Raw genomic sequence first — 14,568 nt, forward strand, 5'->3', positions numbered from 1 at the left:
TTCAGTGATGCCAGGCACGGCCCCCGGTGTTGTGGATGAAGCGCTGGAGCACCTTGAGCGTGACCAGGTACTCCTCGTCGGTGATGCCCTCGTGGCGCTCCGTCCACAACTCCTCCTGGAGGGCGGCGGCCTTGGTGTACAAGGCCGAGCCCTCCGGGGTGATCCGCAGCGTGGCGTCCGCGTCCTGGGTGATCCAGCCGCGGGCGACCGTCGTGTCGATCTCCTCCTCCAGGGCACCGTCGACCTCGAGGTAGCCCTTGAGCACCTGCGTCACCTCGCCGCGGGACCGGCCGTCCGGCGCCGGCGCGACCTGGTTCAGCACCCACCACTGCGGCTGGCTGAGGCCCAGCTCCGCGAGGGCGCCGCGGATACGGGTCACGACCGCGTGGGACGCGGCCCAGCTCCAGTAACCGATGGGCTGCCGGATCAGTTCGGTGTCGCTGTGGGAGTACTCCATGGCTCCGCCCTCTTTCCATTCGGTTGAGGACGAAGCTAGAAGCTCAAGCGGACTTGAGGTCAAGCAGGCTCGAGGCCGGGCGGACCCGACCGTCAGGCGCCCCGGTGGTCGTCGACCTCCTTCAGGTACGCGGCGCGCGTCTCCTCGTCCAGGAACGACGCCGTGAAGGAGTTGCGGGCCAGCGTGCGCAGCGTCTCCTCGTCCAGCCGCAGCGCGTCCCGTACGGCCGTGAAGTTGTCGTGCGCGTACCCGCCGAAGTAGGCCGGGTCGTCGGAGTTCACGGTCACCAGCAGGCCCGCGTCCAGCATGGCGGGCAGCGGGTGGTCGGCGAGGTCGTCGATCACCCGCAGCCGGACGTTGGACAGCGGGCAGACGGTGAGCGGCACCTGCTCGGCGGCCAGCCGGGCCACCAGGCCGGCGTCCTCCATGCACCGCACGCCGTGATCGACCCGGTCCACCCCGAGGACGTCCAGCGCCTCCCAGACGTACGCGGGCGGGCCCTCCTCACCGGCGTGCGCCACGCACTTCAGCCCGGCCTCCCGCGCCCGCGCGTACACCTCGCGGAACTTCGACGGCGGGTTGCCGACCTCGGCGGAGTCCAGCCCGACCGCGGTGATCCGGTCCAGGTACGGGCGGGCCGCCTCGAACGTCTCCAGGGCCGACTCCGCGCTCTCGTCCCGCAGGAAGCACATGATGAGCCGGGTCGTGATGCCGTAGGTCTCCTGAGCGGCGTCCAGGGCCCTTCCCAGGCCCTCGATGACGGTGCCGATCGGCACGCCGCGCGCGGTGTGCGCCTGCGGGTCGAAGAAGATCTCCGCGTGCCGCACGCCCTGTTCCTTGGCGCGCGCGAGATAGGCATTCGCAAGATCCGCGAAGTCCTCCTCACTCCGCAGCACGGCCATCAGCGCGTAGTACAGATCCAGGAACGACTGCAGATCGCTGAACGAGTAGGCGCGGCGCAGCTCCTCCTCGGAGGCGTACGGCAGCTCGACACCGTTGCGCGCGGCAAGCGCGAACGCCAGCTCGGGCTCCAGCGTGCCCTCGATGTGCAGATGCAGCTCGGCCTTGGGGAGCGGGGGGTGAGCGGTGGTCATGTCGGCTCAGGCACCTTCCTGTGCGGTGGCGGCGAAGGCGCGGCCCTCGTTGGCGGCGACGCCGGGGCCCACCGGGCCCGCGGCACGTCCCCCGGTGGCGAGCCAGTCGCCACCGGGGACCGGGGTGCCGGTGGCCCGGAGGCGGCCGGCCAGGGGTTCGGCGGCGAAGTACACCCACGCGCGCACGGTGTTGCCGTCCGGCAGGACGGCGTCACAGGCGACCCGGTCGTAATCGTTGTCCGGCGCGCCCGGGGTGTACCCCTCCAGCCGGTCCAGCACCGCCAGGACCTCGTCGTACGCGCCCTCGGCGGGCGTGATGACGTGACCGTGCACCTCTGCTTCGGCGGGGCCCTGGATCGCGTACGGGTAGCCGGGCCCGTCGTACAGCAGCGCCCCGTGGATCAGCGCCGGCTGCTCCGCCGCGGTGCGGCCGCGCAGCGCCCAGGCGTGATTGGCCTCTCCGGGGCGCAGCGTCCCGTAGACGAAGAAGGGCAGCCGCTCGGCGGGCCGGTCGTTCATGGGTCGTTCTCCTCGTACTCGTACTTCCCACCTGCAACCATGCCAGGCCGCGCCGCGTCGCTGACCGGTAGGTCGGACATCTGACCGAAGAGCGACGGAACGGGGGCGCGGCGCAGGCCGTCACGCGGCAGGGGGTTGTCCAGCGGAACGATCCCCGTGCGGACCTCCGAGGGCTAGGCTCGGAGCGTGATGCCCGATGCACGCCCGCGCAGTCGGCGTGCGAGAGACCAGGAGGCCATCGTGAGCAGTCAGCCGGTCGGCACGGACGGCCCGCTGGTACCCATGCCGCAACTGACCCCTGAAGCTCTGCGCAGGGCTGTCGCACAGATCGCGCCGAGCCGTCTGCCGGAGTTCAACGACCACCTGGCGAGCGCCGCGACCAACGCGCAGCGCACCAGCAACGTGGGACCACTGCGTGCCTTCACCAGCCACTGGGGCACGCTCGTCAACATCTACCGCTGGCCGGAGCGCGCCACGCGGTTCCTCGCCGCCGAGACGCTCGCGGCCGATCCGGACGCGGACCCCGAGGCCGCCCGCACCGCAGCGAGCGAGGTCGGCCGCATCCTGCGGGCCGCCGGCGAGGAGATCGGTACGTGAGCGTCTGGCGCTGGGAGTACGACCCGGACGAGGAACACGTCGTGGGCGGTCTTCCGTCCCATGTGGTGACGGAAGTCGAACGCCTCGCCGGCGAGCTCGCGGTGCTCGGCGCGGATGCCGCAGAAGTGGGCGTCGGTCACAAGCTGCGCAATCTCGCGTTCCTCGATATGGGGCTGCTCTACTTCCTGCCCGTGCCGCGGCAGGAACTGATCGTGGTCGTGCGGGTGACCTGGGCCGGCTGAGGGTCCGGCTAGCGGGTCTCCTCCTGGATCCACGCCAGATAGTCCGCCGCGCCGTGGACGATCGGGGTGGCGATGATCTCCGGGGTGTCGTAGTCGTGCGCCCCGCGGAGGTACTCCTCCAGCTCCTGGTAGCGGTTGCCGGTCGTCTTGAGGAGTACCTGCCACTCCTCGCTGGTCTCGATCCCGCCGTCCCAGCGGTACACGGAGGTGACCGGCGCGCTGACCTGGGCGCACGCCGCCAGGCGCGCCTCGATCGCGCCGCGGGCCAGCGCCTCGGCCTTCTCCGCCGCGTCGGTCGTCGTCAGCACGGTCAGGAATGCGGGCGGTGCGGTCTGCTCGGGCAGGTCGGTCACGGGAGGTCCTTTTGGGTCGCGGGCGGGCGGGTACCTGATCCTTCCGCATCCACGGGTACCACGGCGCGCCGATGACTTGCGGCGCCCGGCGCACCCGCGAGGATGGGGAACAGGACCACGCCACCGGACCGCCGCACGTCCGCGACCGAAGGGCCCCCTCATGGACGACCTCACCGCCCTCGCCCGCCAGCAGCTCGACGACGCCAAGGCCGACCCGCACGGCCGCAGCGCACGGCTCTTCCTGCACGACGGGCCGCTGCGGCAGACCGTGATCGCGCTGGTCGGCGGCGCCTCGCTGGACGAGCACGTCTCGCCGCCGGCAGGCAGCATGCAGATCCTGCACGGGCACGTGCAGATCACGACGGACCGCGGCAAGCAGGACATGATCGCCGGACAGGTCGCGCAGATCCCGCGCGAGAAGCACGGCGTGACGGCCGTGGAGAACTCCGCGGTGCTGCTGACTTCGGTGACGCACGTCGACGGGATGTGAGCCAGGCGCCCGTCGACTGCGCGTGAGCGCGGTGGGCGGCACAACCCTCGGGCCGGTCCGCGGGTCTCACACGGTGAGAGTCCGTTACGTACCGCCACGGGGGAAAGGTCTCGTCCATGCGTCACCGTTCCATGCGTCACCGTTCCATGCGTCACCGTTCCATGCGTCACCGCTCCACGCGTCACCGTTCCGTACGCCGCCGTACCGCGCTCACCGCCGCCGCCATCGCGCTGGCGGCCACCGGTACCACCGCCGCGGTCGCGGCTCCGGCCGCCACCACCCCGCCCCGCTTCCTCGCGCCCGGCGAGCTCCCGCCGCACGCGTCCTCGCCCTGGTACGCCTCGAAGGTCACTCCCGGGCTGCCGGACCCGGAGCCGTTCTGCCTGGACGGCGGCGTGGTGCCCGGCGGCGACGGCACGTACCACCGCACTTACTGGACCGATTACGACACGGGCGCTCTGCAGGTCAGCGTGGTGACGGCCAACGAGGACAGCGCGCAACGGCTGGCCGCGGCGCTGCGCCGGAAGGTCGCGCGCTGCGCCGGCGACTGGCTGCACGACAAGCCCGGCGGCACCGCGTCCTGGAAGGACTACGGCACGGTCACCGCGGCGGACGGCGGCCGGGTGTACGGCATCCACACCTCGATCCCCGAGTCCGAGCCCGGCGTGCACCTCTTCGGTGTCGGCCGCTCGGGCCGGACCGTCACGGTCGTGGAGTGGGGCGAGATGGGCAACCTCGACCAGGCGCCGGTACCGGCCTTCAAGGCCACCCTCCGTCAGGCGCTCAACAAGCTCTGAGCCGACAGGCGCGGAGCAGCGCGCTCAGGCCAGCCACTGCTCGTACGCCATCGAGCACAGCAGCCCCGCGACGACCACGACCAGCACGCCGCGCACGAATCCGGCGCCCTTCTTCAGCGCCATCCGGGCGCCGACCGTGCTGCCCGCGAGGTTGAACGCGGCGAGCAGCGCGCCCAGCCCCCACAGCACGGTGCCCTGGTACGTGAACATCGCCAGGGCACCGACGTTGGTGCAGACGTTGACGACCTTCGCCGTCGCCGACGCGGTCACCAGGTCCATGTGCAGGACCGCCGCCAGCGCGATGACCAGGAACGCCCCGGTACCGGGGCCGACCAGCCCGTCGTAGAAGCCGATGCCGAGCCCGGCGATCAGCACGGCGGCGATCACCCGCTGCCGGGTGACCGGGCCCGAGGGCGCGGGCGCGGTCCCGAAGGACGGCCGGAGCAGCACGAACGCGAGCACGCCCACCAGCACGATCATGATCAGCGGGCGCAGCACCGCGCTGTCCAGACCGGCCGCGAGGAACGCACCGCCCAGCGAACCGCCCGCTGCCGCCAGCCCGATGCGCACCGCGGACGGCACGTCCAGCGGCGTCTTGCGGACGTACGTGATGGCCGCGCCCGTCGTGCCGACCACCGCCGCCGACTTGTTGGTACCGAGCACGAAGGCGACCGGTACGTGCGGGAGGCCGACGAGCAGCGCCGGCAGCAGGACCAGCCCGCCGCCGCCCACCACGGCGTCGATCCAGCCGGCCGCCAGCGCGGCCAGGCAGAGCAGGAGCAGGGTCGTCATGGATATGTCAGGCACCAGGTGATCTTATGGATCACCGGCCGCTCCAGGGCGGGGAGTTATGGATCTAGAGTGTGAAGTCATGGATCCCGATGACTCCGACAGCTCCGAGAACCCCGCGAACTCCGCGAACTCCGCGAATTCCACGATATTTTCCCCGGCCCCGGTCTTCTCCCTGGGCGGCGCGCTGCCCGTCCGGCGGCTCGGTTACGGCACCGCGCAGCTGTCCGGGCCGGGTTACTGGGGTCCGCGGCACGCCGACCCGCGGGACGCGGTGGCCGTGCTGCGGCGCGCCGTGGAGCGCGGGGTGAACCTCCTCGACACCGCCGACAACTACGGCCCCGCGGTGGCCGAGGAGTTGATCGCCGAGGCGCTGCATCCGTATCCCGAGGGCCTGGTGATCGCCACCAAGGGCGGCGTGGTCCGCACGAGCGCGGACGCCTGGCACATCGACGGGCGCCCCGAGTCGCTGCGCGCGATGTGCGACGCGAGCCTGCGGCGGCTGCGCCGGGAGACCATCGACCTGTACCAGCTGCACCGGCTGGACCCGAAGGTGCCGCTCGCCGACCAGATCGGCACGCTGCTGGAGCTGCGGGACGCGGGCAAGATCCGGTACCTCGGCCTGGACACGGTCGGCCCGGACGAGCTGACCGCCGCCCTCGCGCTCGCGCCGATCGCCTCCGTGCAGAACCGGTACAACCTCCTCGACCGCGGCTCGGAGGAACTGCTGGGGCTGTGCGAGCGGCACGGGATCGCGTTCCTGCCGTGGTTCCCGCTCGGCAACGGCGGGCTGACCGGCGGCGCCGCGCGCGCCCTGGACCTGGTCGCGGAGCGGCACGGCGCGAGCCACGGGCAGATCGCGCTGGCCTGGCTGCTGCACCGCTCCCCCGTGCTGCTGCCCACGCCCGGTACGGGGGCGCTCGCGCACCTGGAGGAGAACCTCGCCGCGGCGGACATCGCCCTCAGCCCGGCCGATATGAAGCTGCTGGAGGACGCGGCGGACCGCTGACCCGCAGGAACCTGTCGGGCTGAGCCCCGGCCCGGCCGCCGGGGTCACGCCCAGGGATCCACCGGTACGACGTCCACCGCGCGCCCCCGGTCGTCCAGCGCCCGCCCCATCAGCTTGGACTGCTTCAGGACGATCGCCCGGTCGTGCAGCTGGAGGTGCGGCAGCCGCTCGCCGAGCTGGATCTCCAGCCGCTGCACGTCCAGGACCGACTGCAGCCAGAGCGTGAAGAGGAGGTTCTGCCGGCCGGTGACGGCTGCGCAGAGCCGCACCTCGGGCAGGCCCAGCAGGACCCGCGCGGTCTCGGCGAGGTGGGTGGCGGGGACGCTCGCCCACAGGGTCGCCGAGATCGGCCACTCGGTCAGCTCGCGGGCCACCTCGCAGCGGAGCGCGATGTCCCGGTCCGCCATCAGCCGGCCGAGCCGGCGCCGTACCGTGGGCGCGCTCAGCCCGACCGCGCGCCCGATCTCCACCGCGCTGCCCCGCCCGTCCCGGGACATCTCCGTGATCAGCGCCCGGTCCTGCGCGTCCAGCGGCGCGGCGGCGCCCTGCGGCGCCTCGGCGGTGCGCAGCGCCTCCCGCTGCCGGGCGTCCAGGGCCCGCAGCCGCCAGCGGCTGCCCTCGCCGTAGACGCGGGTGGCGATGGACGCGCGGGTGGCGGTGACGCCCGGCAGCCCGGCGATGCGCCGGAGCAGCAGGTCGGAGAGGGCGGCGAGGCCCGGCACGAAGACGGTGATCACCAGGTCCCGGCCGCCGGCCATCTGCTCGACGGTGGCCACCTGTGGCAGCCGTACCAGCGTCTGCGTGACCGTCTCGACGCTGCCCGCCACGCAGTCGATCTCGACGAACGCCACGCACATCCGATCCAGCCGCCGCGCCCCCGGATAGGCGGTGACCCAGGCCAGCCCGGCCTTCTCCAGGCGGCTCCAGCGGCGCGCCGCGGTGACCGGGTCGATGCCCAGTACCGGGGCGAGCGTCTGCCACGAGGCGCGCGGCGCGATCTGCAGGGCGTGGACCAGCTGGGCGTCGAGTCCGCTCAGGTCCATGGGGATGTTTTCCTGCATGGTCACCGCCTCTACGAAGCTTTCCTGCGTTTTGAGGGTAATCCGTTTCTCTCCGTTCGGTCCCTGGCCAGCATGGCGACTCATTCGAGCCATTCGGCACCGCCTGAAACCGGACGTTCGGTCGTCCGGGCACAGGAGACCCCATGAGACGAGGTCGGCGATGACATCAGCGGTCACGGCAAGAGCCGCGGACACCCCACGCACGGCGCACGGCAACGGGCGCAAGGCGCTGCTCGCCGCCACCGTCGGCGGTGTCGTGGAGTCCTTCGACTGGGCCATCTACGCCGTACTGGCCCCGTATTTCGCGGCGGCCATGTTCCCGGGCGACGACCCGGTGACCAAGCTGCTCGCCGCCTACGTGGGCTTCGCGGTCGGCTTCGTCGTACGGCCCTTCGGCAGTTACGTCGTGGGCCGGATCGCCGACTCCCGCGGCCGCCGCTTCGCCCTCACGCTCAGCATGGCGGTCATCTCCGGCGCCAGCGTCCTGATCGCGGCGCTGCCGACGGCCGCGCTGCTCGGCGCCGCCGCTCCCGTACTGCTGATCGTGCTGCGGCTGGTCCAGGGCCTCTCGATGGGCGGCGAGAACCCCAGCGCCGCCGCGTACGTCACCGAGACAGCCCCGCGCCACCTGCGCTTCCTCTACAGCTCGATCTCGTACTCGGGCGTGGTCATCGGCAACATCCTCTCCTTCGGAGTGCTGACTCTGCTGCTGGTCGCGTTCGGCGAGGACGGCGTGCGGGGCGGCGGCTGGCGGCTCGGTTTCCTGGTCGCGGCGGCGCTCGGCCTGCTCGCGCTGTGGATCCGGCGCGGCGTCGAGGAGAGCGCCGAGTTCGAGGCCGACGCGGCGGGCCCGACGGCCGCCGAGCGGCGCGCGCTGTACCGGTCGAACCTGCGCAACATGGCGGCCGTCTTCCTGATCTCGGTCGGCGCGACCGTCGGCTACTACTACGGCACCACCTACCTCCCCCAGTACGCGCAGCAGCTGGGCGTCGTCTCCGGCACCGAGTCCGCCGCCTCGATGCTGGCCCCGCTGGTGCTGCTGGTCGCGTCCATGGTCGTGGTCGGCCGGCTCGCCGACCGGCTGGGCGCGCTGCGCACCCTGCGCATCGGCCTGTCCGTGCTGGCGCTCGCGACCGTGCCGCTGATGCTCGCGCTGGGCCACGGCGCGCTGCCGATGTGGCTGGTCACGGTGGTCTACCTGGCGCTGATCGCGGCACCCATCGGGCTGACCAACGTGCTGTTCGCGCAGCTCTTCCCGGTCGCGGTGCGGGTGGTCGCGATGGGTGTTCCGTACACGATCGCGATCGGGCTGTTCGGCGGCACGTTCCCGCTGCTCGCCCAGGCCATGGCGAAGGCCGGGCATCTGACGCTGGTGCCCTGGTGGGCCGCCGGGGCCGCCGCCGTCTCCCTCGCCGGCACCTTCCTGATCCGCCGGCCCAGGACTTCCGAGCGCTGAGCGCTCCCGCGCCGAGGCCCTCTTGTGGCAGCCCTCGCGGTGCGGTCCTCTCATTGCAGCCGCCCCCACTCCGAAGGAGCACAAATGAATCTGCGGGACGACGCCCGCGCCCTCTCCGGCGATCTCGTACAGCTGCGCCGCACGCTGCACCGCATCCCCGAGGTCGGCCTCGACCTGCCACGCACCCAGGAGACGGTCCTGACGGCGCTGGACGGTCTCCCGCTGGAGATCAGCACCGGCGAGCGCCTCAGCTCGGTGACGGCCGTACTGCGCGGCGCGCAGCCGGGCCCCACGGTGCTGCTGCGCGGTGACATGGACGCGCTGCCGGTCGCCGAGAAGACCGGTCTGGACTTCGCCGCCGACACCGGCCGGATGCACGCCTGCGGCCACGACCTGCACACCACCATGCTCACCGGCGCCGCGAAGCTCCTCTCGGCGCACCGCGACCGCCTCGCGGGCGACGTGGTCTTCATGTTCCAGCCCGGCGAGGAGGGCTTCGACGGCGCCGGGCAGATGCTGGCGGAGGGCGTACTGGACGCCTCCGGCACACGCCCGGACGCCGCGTACGCCATCCATGTGATGTCCGCGGGTCTTCGGAGCGGCGTCTTCGGGACCCGCGGCGGCCCGGCGCTTGCCGCGTCCAACGTCCTGAAGGTGACGGTGCACGGCGAGGGCGGCCACGGCTCGATGCCGCACCGCGCCAAGGACCCGGTGCAGGCCGCCTGCGCCATGGTCACCGCGCTCCAGGCGTGGATCACCCGTACGTTCGACATCTTCGACCCGGTCGTGCTGACGGTGGGCACCTTCCACGCCGGTACCCAGCAGAACGTCATCCCGGACCACGCCACCTTCCAGGCGACCGTCCGCAGCTTCTCCCCCGAAGCGCAGCGCAAGGTCAGGGAGGGCTCCCCGGAGGTCTGCCGGGGCATCGCGCAGGCGTACGGCGTCGAGGTGGACGCGGAATTCGTCGAGCAGTACCCGGTCACCGTCAACGATCACGCCGAGGCGGACTTCGTGGCGCACACCGTGCGGGAGGCGCTCGGCGAGGAGTTCTACGCGCCGCTGCCGCAGCCGCTGCACGGCTCGGAGGACTTCTCCCGGGTGATCGCCGAGGTGCCCGGCGCGATGCTGACGCTGGGCTCCCCGCCGCCCGGCGCCGACCCGGAGACCGCCCCGAACAACCACTCGCCGCTCGCCGTCTTCGACGACGCGGTCCTCGCGGACGGCGCCGCGGTCTACGCCGAGCTGGCGGCCCGCCGCCTCGCCAAGGCCGCATAACGCCGCTCGCTCTCCTCACACGGCACCCTGCCGTGTGAGGAGAGCAGCGTTCCCCGGCGGAAACGACCGGGATGCGGACGGGTAACAGCGGCGTCGCACGCTGCTGTGCATGACCTCGAAACAGCGCGTGGTGGTGATCGGCGGCGGAATGGCCGCCGCCCGGCTCGCGCGGCAGCTCGGCACCGGCGACAGCCAGGACGCCCGGTACACGGTGACCGTGATCGGCGAGGAGCCGCACGCGCCGTACAACCGCGTGCTGCTCGCCGAGGTACTGGCGGGCCGCTACACCCCCGAGGTGATCGCGCTGCCCGCGGTCCCCGGGGCGCGGTGGCTCAGCGGCGTACGGGCGGTCCGCGTCGACCGCGACGTCCGGCTCGTCCACTGCGACGACGGCCGCGCCGTCCCCTACGACGTCCTCGTCCTCGCCACCGGCTCCAACCCCGTACTTCCCCCGCTGCGCGGCCTCTTCGCGCCGGGCGCCGGCGAACTCCCGCGCGGCGTCCACCCCTTCCGCACCCTGGACGACTGCAGTGCGCTCGCCGGCTCCGAGGGCCGCCGCGCGGTCGTCATCGGCGGCGGGCTGCTCGGCGTCTCGGCCGCCCGGGCGCTCGCCGAGCGCGGCGCCCAGGTCGTACTGGCCCACCAGGGCGAGCACCTGATGGAGCGCCAGCTCGACGAGGAGGCGGGCGAACTGCTCCGCACCCACCTCCACGACCTCGGCGTCGAGGTGCACACCGAATGCCGCGTCCGGGGCCTGCGCACCGGCGACGGCGCGGTCCGCGCGGTCGAGCTGGCCGACGGCTACGCGCTCGACGCCGACCTGGTCGTCCTGGCCTGCGGGGTACGCCCCCGTACCGGCCTGGCCGCGGCCGCCGGGCTCACCGTCCGCCGCGGCATCGTCGTCGACGACGCGCTACGCACCGACGACCCCCGCATCTTCGCGATCGGCGACTGCGCCGAGCACGACGGCGTGACGTACGGGCTGGCCGGTCCGGCCCTGGAACAGGCCGATCTGCTGGCGGCCCGGCTGCTCGACGACGACGCGCCGCGCTCCTACCGCGGTACGCGGGCGCTCACCAGGCTGACCCTGGGCGGCCCGAGCTCCGGTTCCGGCCCCGCATCCGGACCCGCCTCCGTCCTCGACCTCGCCGCCTTCGGCGAAACCACCCCCGCCCCCGGCGACGACGTCATCCGCCTCAGCGACGCCACCCGCAGCGCGTACCGCCGGGTCGTCGTCCGCGGCGACCGGCTGGTCGGCGGCATTCTCCTCGGCGATCTCGGCACCGTCGGCGCGCTCGCCCGTACCTGGGAGGGCGACGAACCACTGCCCGCCGCTCCCGTGCTCCACCTGCTCACCAATGATGGAGGCCACTGACCATGACTGCCACTCCCACGATCGTGCTCATCGGCCATGGGATGGTCGGCCAGCGCTTCCTGGAGGCCCTCGCCGACCGGGGGATGACCGGTGACGCCGCGCGCGTCGTCGTCCTGTGCGAGGAGCCGCGCCCGGCGTACGACCGGGTCCAGCTCACCTCGTACTTCTCCGGCCGCACCCCCGAGGACCTCTCCCTCGTCGAGGCGGACTTCATCGAGAAGCACGGCATCGAACTGCGCCTCGGCGACCCGGCCGAGACCGTCGACCGCGCCACCCGCACGGTGACCGCCCGCTCCGGCTTCACCGTCCAGTACGACCAGCTCGTCCTCGCCACCGGTTCCTACCCCTTCGTCCCGCCGGTCCCCGGCAAGGACAGCAAGGGCTGCTTCGTCTACCGGACGATCGAGGACCTGCTGGAGATCGAGGAGTACGCCAAGAACGTCACCTCCGGCTCGGTCGTCGGCGGCGGCCTGCTCGGCCTGGAGGCCGCGGGCGCGCTCAAGGGCCTGGGCCTGGACACGCACGTCGTGGAGTTCGCGCCCCGGCTGATGCCCGTCCAGGTCGACGACGGCGGCGGCGAGGCGCTGCGCCGCACCATCGAGGACATGGGCGTCACCGTGCACACCGGCGTCGGCGGCAAGGAGATCACCGCGGGCGAGGACGGCGCGGTGACCGGCATGGAGCTCTCCGACGGCTCGCGCATCGACACCGACATGGTGATCTTCTCGGCCGGTGTCCGGCCGCGCGACCAGCTGGCCCGCGAGTGCGGCCTGGAGGTCGGCGAGCGCGGCGGCATCAAGGTCGACGAGCAGTGCCGCACGGCGACCGACCCGGCGGTCTTCGCGATCGGCGAGTGCGCGCTGGCCGTCGACGGCCGGGTGTACGGCCTGGTCGCGCCCGGTTACGAGATGGCCGAGACCGCCGCGTCCGCCATCGCGGCGCAGGAGACCGCCGGCTTCACCGGCGCCGACACCTCCACCAAGCTCAAGCTGCTCGGCGTGGACGTGGCGTCCTTCGGCGACGCGCACGGCAACGCCGAGGGCTGCCTGGACGTGGTGTACGCCGACTCCCGCTCCGGCGTCTACAAGAAGCTGGTCATCGGCCAGGACGGCACGCTGCTGGGCGGCGTCCTGGTCGGCGACGCCGAGGCGTACGGCACGCTGCGCCCGCTCACCGGCAGCGTCCCGCCCGTCTCCCCCGAGCAGCTGGTGCTGCCCGCGGGCACCGGCGGCCCGGTCTCGATCGGCCCGTCCGCGCTGCCCGACGAGGCGGTCATCTGCAACTGCCACAACGTCACCAAGGGCACCATCCGCGCCGCCGTCACCGAGCACTCCTGCGGCACGGTCCCCGAGGTCAAGAAGTGCACCAAGGCCGGCACCGGCTGCGGCTCCTGCGTCAAGGCGCTGACCACCCTGGTCAACGACGAGCTGGAGCTGAACGGCGTCACCGTCGACAAGGGCCTGTGCGGCTGCTTCCCGCACACCCGCGCCGAGCTGTACGAGATCGTCCGCACCCTGCGCCTCACCTCGTACGAGGAGCTGCTCGCCTCGCACGGCCGGGACGGCGCGAAGGACGGCGACGGCTGCGAGGTCTGCAAGCCGGCCGTCGGCTCGATCATCGCCTCGCTCGCGCCCACCCTCGGGGCCAGCGGTTACGTCCTGGACGGTGAGCAGGCGGCGCTGCAGGACACCAACGACCACTTCCTCGCCAACCTCCAGCGCAACGGCTCGTACTCGATCGTGCCGCGCATCCCCGGCGGCGAGATCACACCCGAGAAGCTGATCGTCATCGGCGAGGTGGCCCGCGACTTCGGCCTCTACACGAAGATCACCGGCGGCCAGCGGATCGACATGTTCGGCGCGCGGGTGGACCAACTGCCGCGGATCTGGGCCCGGCTGGTCGACGCCGGATTCGAGTCCGGCCACGCGTACGGCAAGGCGCTGCGCACGGTGAAGTCCTGCGTCGGCCAGACCTGGTGCCGCTACGGCGTCCAGGACTCCGTCCGCATGGCCATCGACCTGGAGCTGCGCTACCGGGGCCTGCGCTCCCCGCACAAGCTCAAGTCCGCGGTCTCCGGCTGCGCCCGCGAGTGCGCCGAGGCCCGCGGCAAGGACTTCGGCGTCATCGCGACCTCGAACGGCTGGAACCTGTACGTCGGCGGCAACGGCGGCGCCGACCCGCGCCACGCCGACCTGCTGGCCCAGGACCTGTCCGACGCCGAGCTGATCCGTCTCATCGACCGCTTCCTGATGTTCTACATCCGCACCGCCGACCGCCTGGAGCGCACCTCCGCCTGGCTGGAGCGCATCGAGGGCGGCCTGGACCACGTACGCGACGTCGTCGTCCACGACTCCCTCGGCCTCTGTGACGAGCTGGAGGCCCTGATGGCCGACCACGTCACCCACTACCGCGACGAATGGGCCGAGACCCTCGACGACCCCGAGCGCCTCGCCCGCTTCGTCTCCTTCGTCAACGCGCCGGACGCGCCCGACCCGTCCGTCCGCTTCGTCCCCGAGCGGGACCAGATGAAGCCGGACCTGGACCTGCTGGCCGGCCCCACGCTCCCCGTACGCACCCTGGAAGGGACTGTCGCCCGATGACCGAGACCCTCGAACGTCCGCTGACGACCGGCACGATCGAACTGCGCACCGACCGCGGCTGGCTCGCCGTCTGCGCCCCCTCCGGGCTCGTCCCCGGGCGCGGCGTGGCCGTGCTGCTGCCCGACGGCGGCCAGGCCGCGGTCTTCCTGGACCGCGCGGGCCGTCCGTACGCGATCGGCAACCGCGACCCCTTCACCGGCGCCTACGTCCTCTCCCGCGGCCTCACCGGCTCCGCCGACGGCCGCCCCTACGTGGCCTCCCCGCTCCTGAAGCAGCGCTTCGACCTGGAGACGGGCGTCTGCCTGGACGACGCGTCGGTGTCGGTCCCGGTGTACGAGACGCGCATCGCCCCGGAAGCCGCCGCGGCCGCCTGATCCCCGGCCGCCGGCCGGGCCCGTGACCGACCGCCCCGCCCCGCGCCGCCCTGCCCTGCCAGGCGCGGAGCGGGGCG

General features: G+C 72.7%; 16 protein-coding genes. 10 read left to right on the forward strand and 6 right to left on the reverse strand.

The features are described from left to right. Position 1: 1 nt before the first annotated feature. The 3 genes from ACIGXO_RS13205 to ACIGXO_RS13215 all read right to left on the reverse strand — a co-directional run bounded on the left by ACIGXO_RS13205 (position 2) and on the right by ACIGXO_RS13215 (position 2,070). A complete protein-coding gene (locus ACIGXO_RS13205) occupies positions 2–457 on the reverse strand; it encodes a MarR family winged helix-turn-helix transcriptional regulator (RefSeq protein ID WP_399784697.1) in 456 nt (151 codons plus the stop codon). A gap of 92 nt (positions 458–549) precedes the next feature. Next, positions 550–1,551, reverse strand: a complete 1,002-nt coding sequence (locus ACIGXO_RS13210; protein ID WP_399784700.1) for an adenosine deaminase — start codon at positions 1,549–1,551, stop codon at positions 550–552. A gap of 6 nt (positions 1,552–1,557) precedes the next feature. Then, positions 1,558–2,070, reverse strand: a complete 513-nt coding sequence (locus ACIGXO_RS13215; RefSeq protein WP_399784703.1) for a gamma-glutamylcyclotransferase family protein — start codon at positions 2,068–2,070, stop codon at positions 1,558–1,560. A gap of 240 nt (positions 2,071–2,310) precedes the next feature. Here ACIGXO_RS13215 and ACIGXO_RS13220 point away from each other — a divergent pair, with 240 nt between their 5' ends. Together ACIGXO_RS13220 and ACIGXO_RS13225 are read left to right on the forward strand one after the other, a co-directional pair. Next, positions 2,311–2,667 carry a hypothetical protein gene (locus ACIGXO_RS13220; protein ID WP_399784706.1) on the forward strand — a complete coding sequence of 119 codons (357 nt, stop codon included), beginning with the start codon at positions 2,311–2,313 and terminating at the stop codon, positions 2,665–2,667. Then, positions 2,664–2,909: a hypothetical protein gene (locus tag ACIGXO_RS13225; protein ID WP_399784709.1), complete on the forward strand. Its 246-nt coding sequence runs from the start codon at positions 2,664–2,666 to the stop codon at positions 2,907–2,909. The genes ACIGXO_RS13220 and ACIGXO_RS13225 overlap by 4 nt, the downstream gene beginning before the upstream one ends. An 8-nt stretch (positions 2,910–2,917) precedes the next feature. On the opposite strand, the gene cutA is transcribed toward ACIGXO_RS13225, so the two are convergent. After that, positions 2,918–3,262 carry a divalent-cation tolerance protein CutA gene (cutA, locus tag ACIGXO_RS13230; RefSeq protein WP_399784712.1) on the reverse strand — a complete coding sequence of 115 codons (345 nt, stop codon included), beginning with the start codon at positions 3,260–3,262 and terminating at the stop codon, positions 2,918–2,920. A 160-nt stretch (positions 3,263–3,422) separates the two neighbouring features. Here cutA and ACIGXO_RS13235 point away from each other — a divergent pair, with 160 nt between their 5' ends. Next, positions 3,423–3,752, forward strand: coding sequence for a cupin (locus ACIGXO_RS13235; RefSeq protein ID WP_031054966.1), 330 nt, complete (start codon positions 3,423–3,425; stop codon positions 3,750–3,752). A 161-nt stretch (positions 3,753–3,913) separates the two neighbouring features. Continuing rightward, complete coding sequence (locus tag ACIGXO_RS13240) at positions 3,914–4,549, forward strand: hypothetical protein (protein WP_399784715.1); 636 nt, start codon at positions 3,914–3,916, stop codon at positions 4,547–4,549. A 24-nt stretch (positions 4,550–4,573) separates the two neighbouring features. On the opposite strand, the gene ACIGXO_RS13245 is transcribed toward ACIGXO_RS13240, so the two are convergent. Then, entirely contained in the window at positions 4,574–5,359 is a 786-nt protein-coding gene (locus tag ACIGXO_RS13245; RefSeq protein WP_399785640.1) for a sulfite exporter TauE/SafE family protein, read from the reverse strand. Positions 5,360–5,420: 61 nt separating this feature from the next. Between ACIGXO_RS13245 and ACIGXO_RS13250 the strand changes: the two genes are divergently transcribed. Next, entirely contained in the window at positions 5,421–6,347 is a 927-nt protein-coding gene (locus ACIGXO_RS13250) for an aldo/keto reductase (protein ID WP_399784718.1), read from the forward strand. A 44-nt stretch (positions 6,348–6,391) separates the two neighbouring features. Here the strand turns inward: ACIGXO_RS13250 and ACIGXO_RS13255 are convergent, their stop codons facing one another. Then, positions 6,392–7,408 (reverse strand): Lrp/AsnC family transcriptional regulator, encoded by a 1,017-nt coding sequence (locus ACIGXO_RS13255; protein ID WP_399785643.1) that lies wholly within the window; start codon positions 7,406–7,408, stop codon positions 6,392–6,394. A gap of 160 nt (positions 7,409–7,568) precedes the next feature. Between ACIGXO_RS13255 and ACIGXO_RS13260 the strand changes: the two genes are divergently transcribed. The 5 genes from ACIGXO_RS13260 to nirD all read left to right on the forward strand — a co-directional run bounded on the left by ACIGXO_RS13260 (position 7,569) and on the right by nirD (position 14,491). After that, on the forward strand, positions 7,569–8,864 hold the full coding sequence (locus ACIGXO_RS13260; protein ID WP_399784720.1) for an MFS transporter: 1,296 nt from the start codon (positions 7,569–7,571) through the stop codon (positions 8,862–8,864). 84 nt (positions 8,865–8,948) lie between these two features. Continuing rightward, positions 8,949–10,142 (forward strand): M20 family metallopeptidase, encoded by a 1,194-nt coding sequence (locus tag ACIGXO_RS13265; protein WP_399784722.1) that lies wholly within the window; start codon positions 8,949–8,951, stop codon positions 10,140–10,142. A gap of 109 nt (positions 10,143–10,251) precedes the next feature. After that, positions 10,252–11,517, forward strand: a complete 1,266-nt coding sequence (locus tag ACIGXO_RS13270; RefSeq protein WP_399784725.1) for an NAD(P)/FAD-dependent oxidoreductase — start codon at positions 10,252–10,254, stop codon at positions 11,515–11,517. A 2-nt stretch (positions 11,518–11,519) separates the two neighbouring features. Further along, complete coding sequence (gene nirB, locus ACIGXO_RS13275) at positions 11,520–14,117, forward strand: nitrite reductase large subunit NirB (RefSeq protein WP_399784727.1); 2,598 nt, start codon at positions 11,520–11,522, stop codon at positions 14,115–14,117. Then, entirely contained in the window at positions 14,114–14,491 is a 378-nt protein-coding gene (gene nirD / locus ACIGXO_RS13280) for a nitrite reductase small subunit NirD (RefSeq protein WP_399784730.1), read from the forward strand. Before nirB ends, nirD begins: the two co-directional genes overlap by 4 nt. The last annotated feature ends 77 nt before the right edge of the window (positions 14,492–14,568 follow it).

This window comes from Streptomyces sp. NPDC053542, from assembly GCF_044544685.1.
GTDB lineage: Bacteria > Actinomycetota > Actinomycetes > Streptomycetales > Streptomycetaceae > Streptomyces.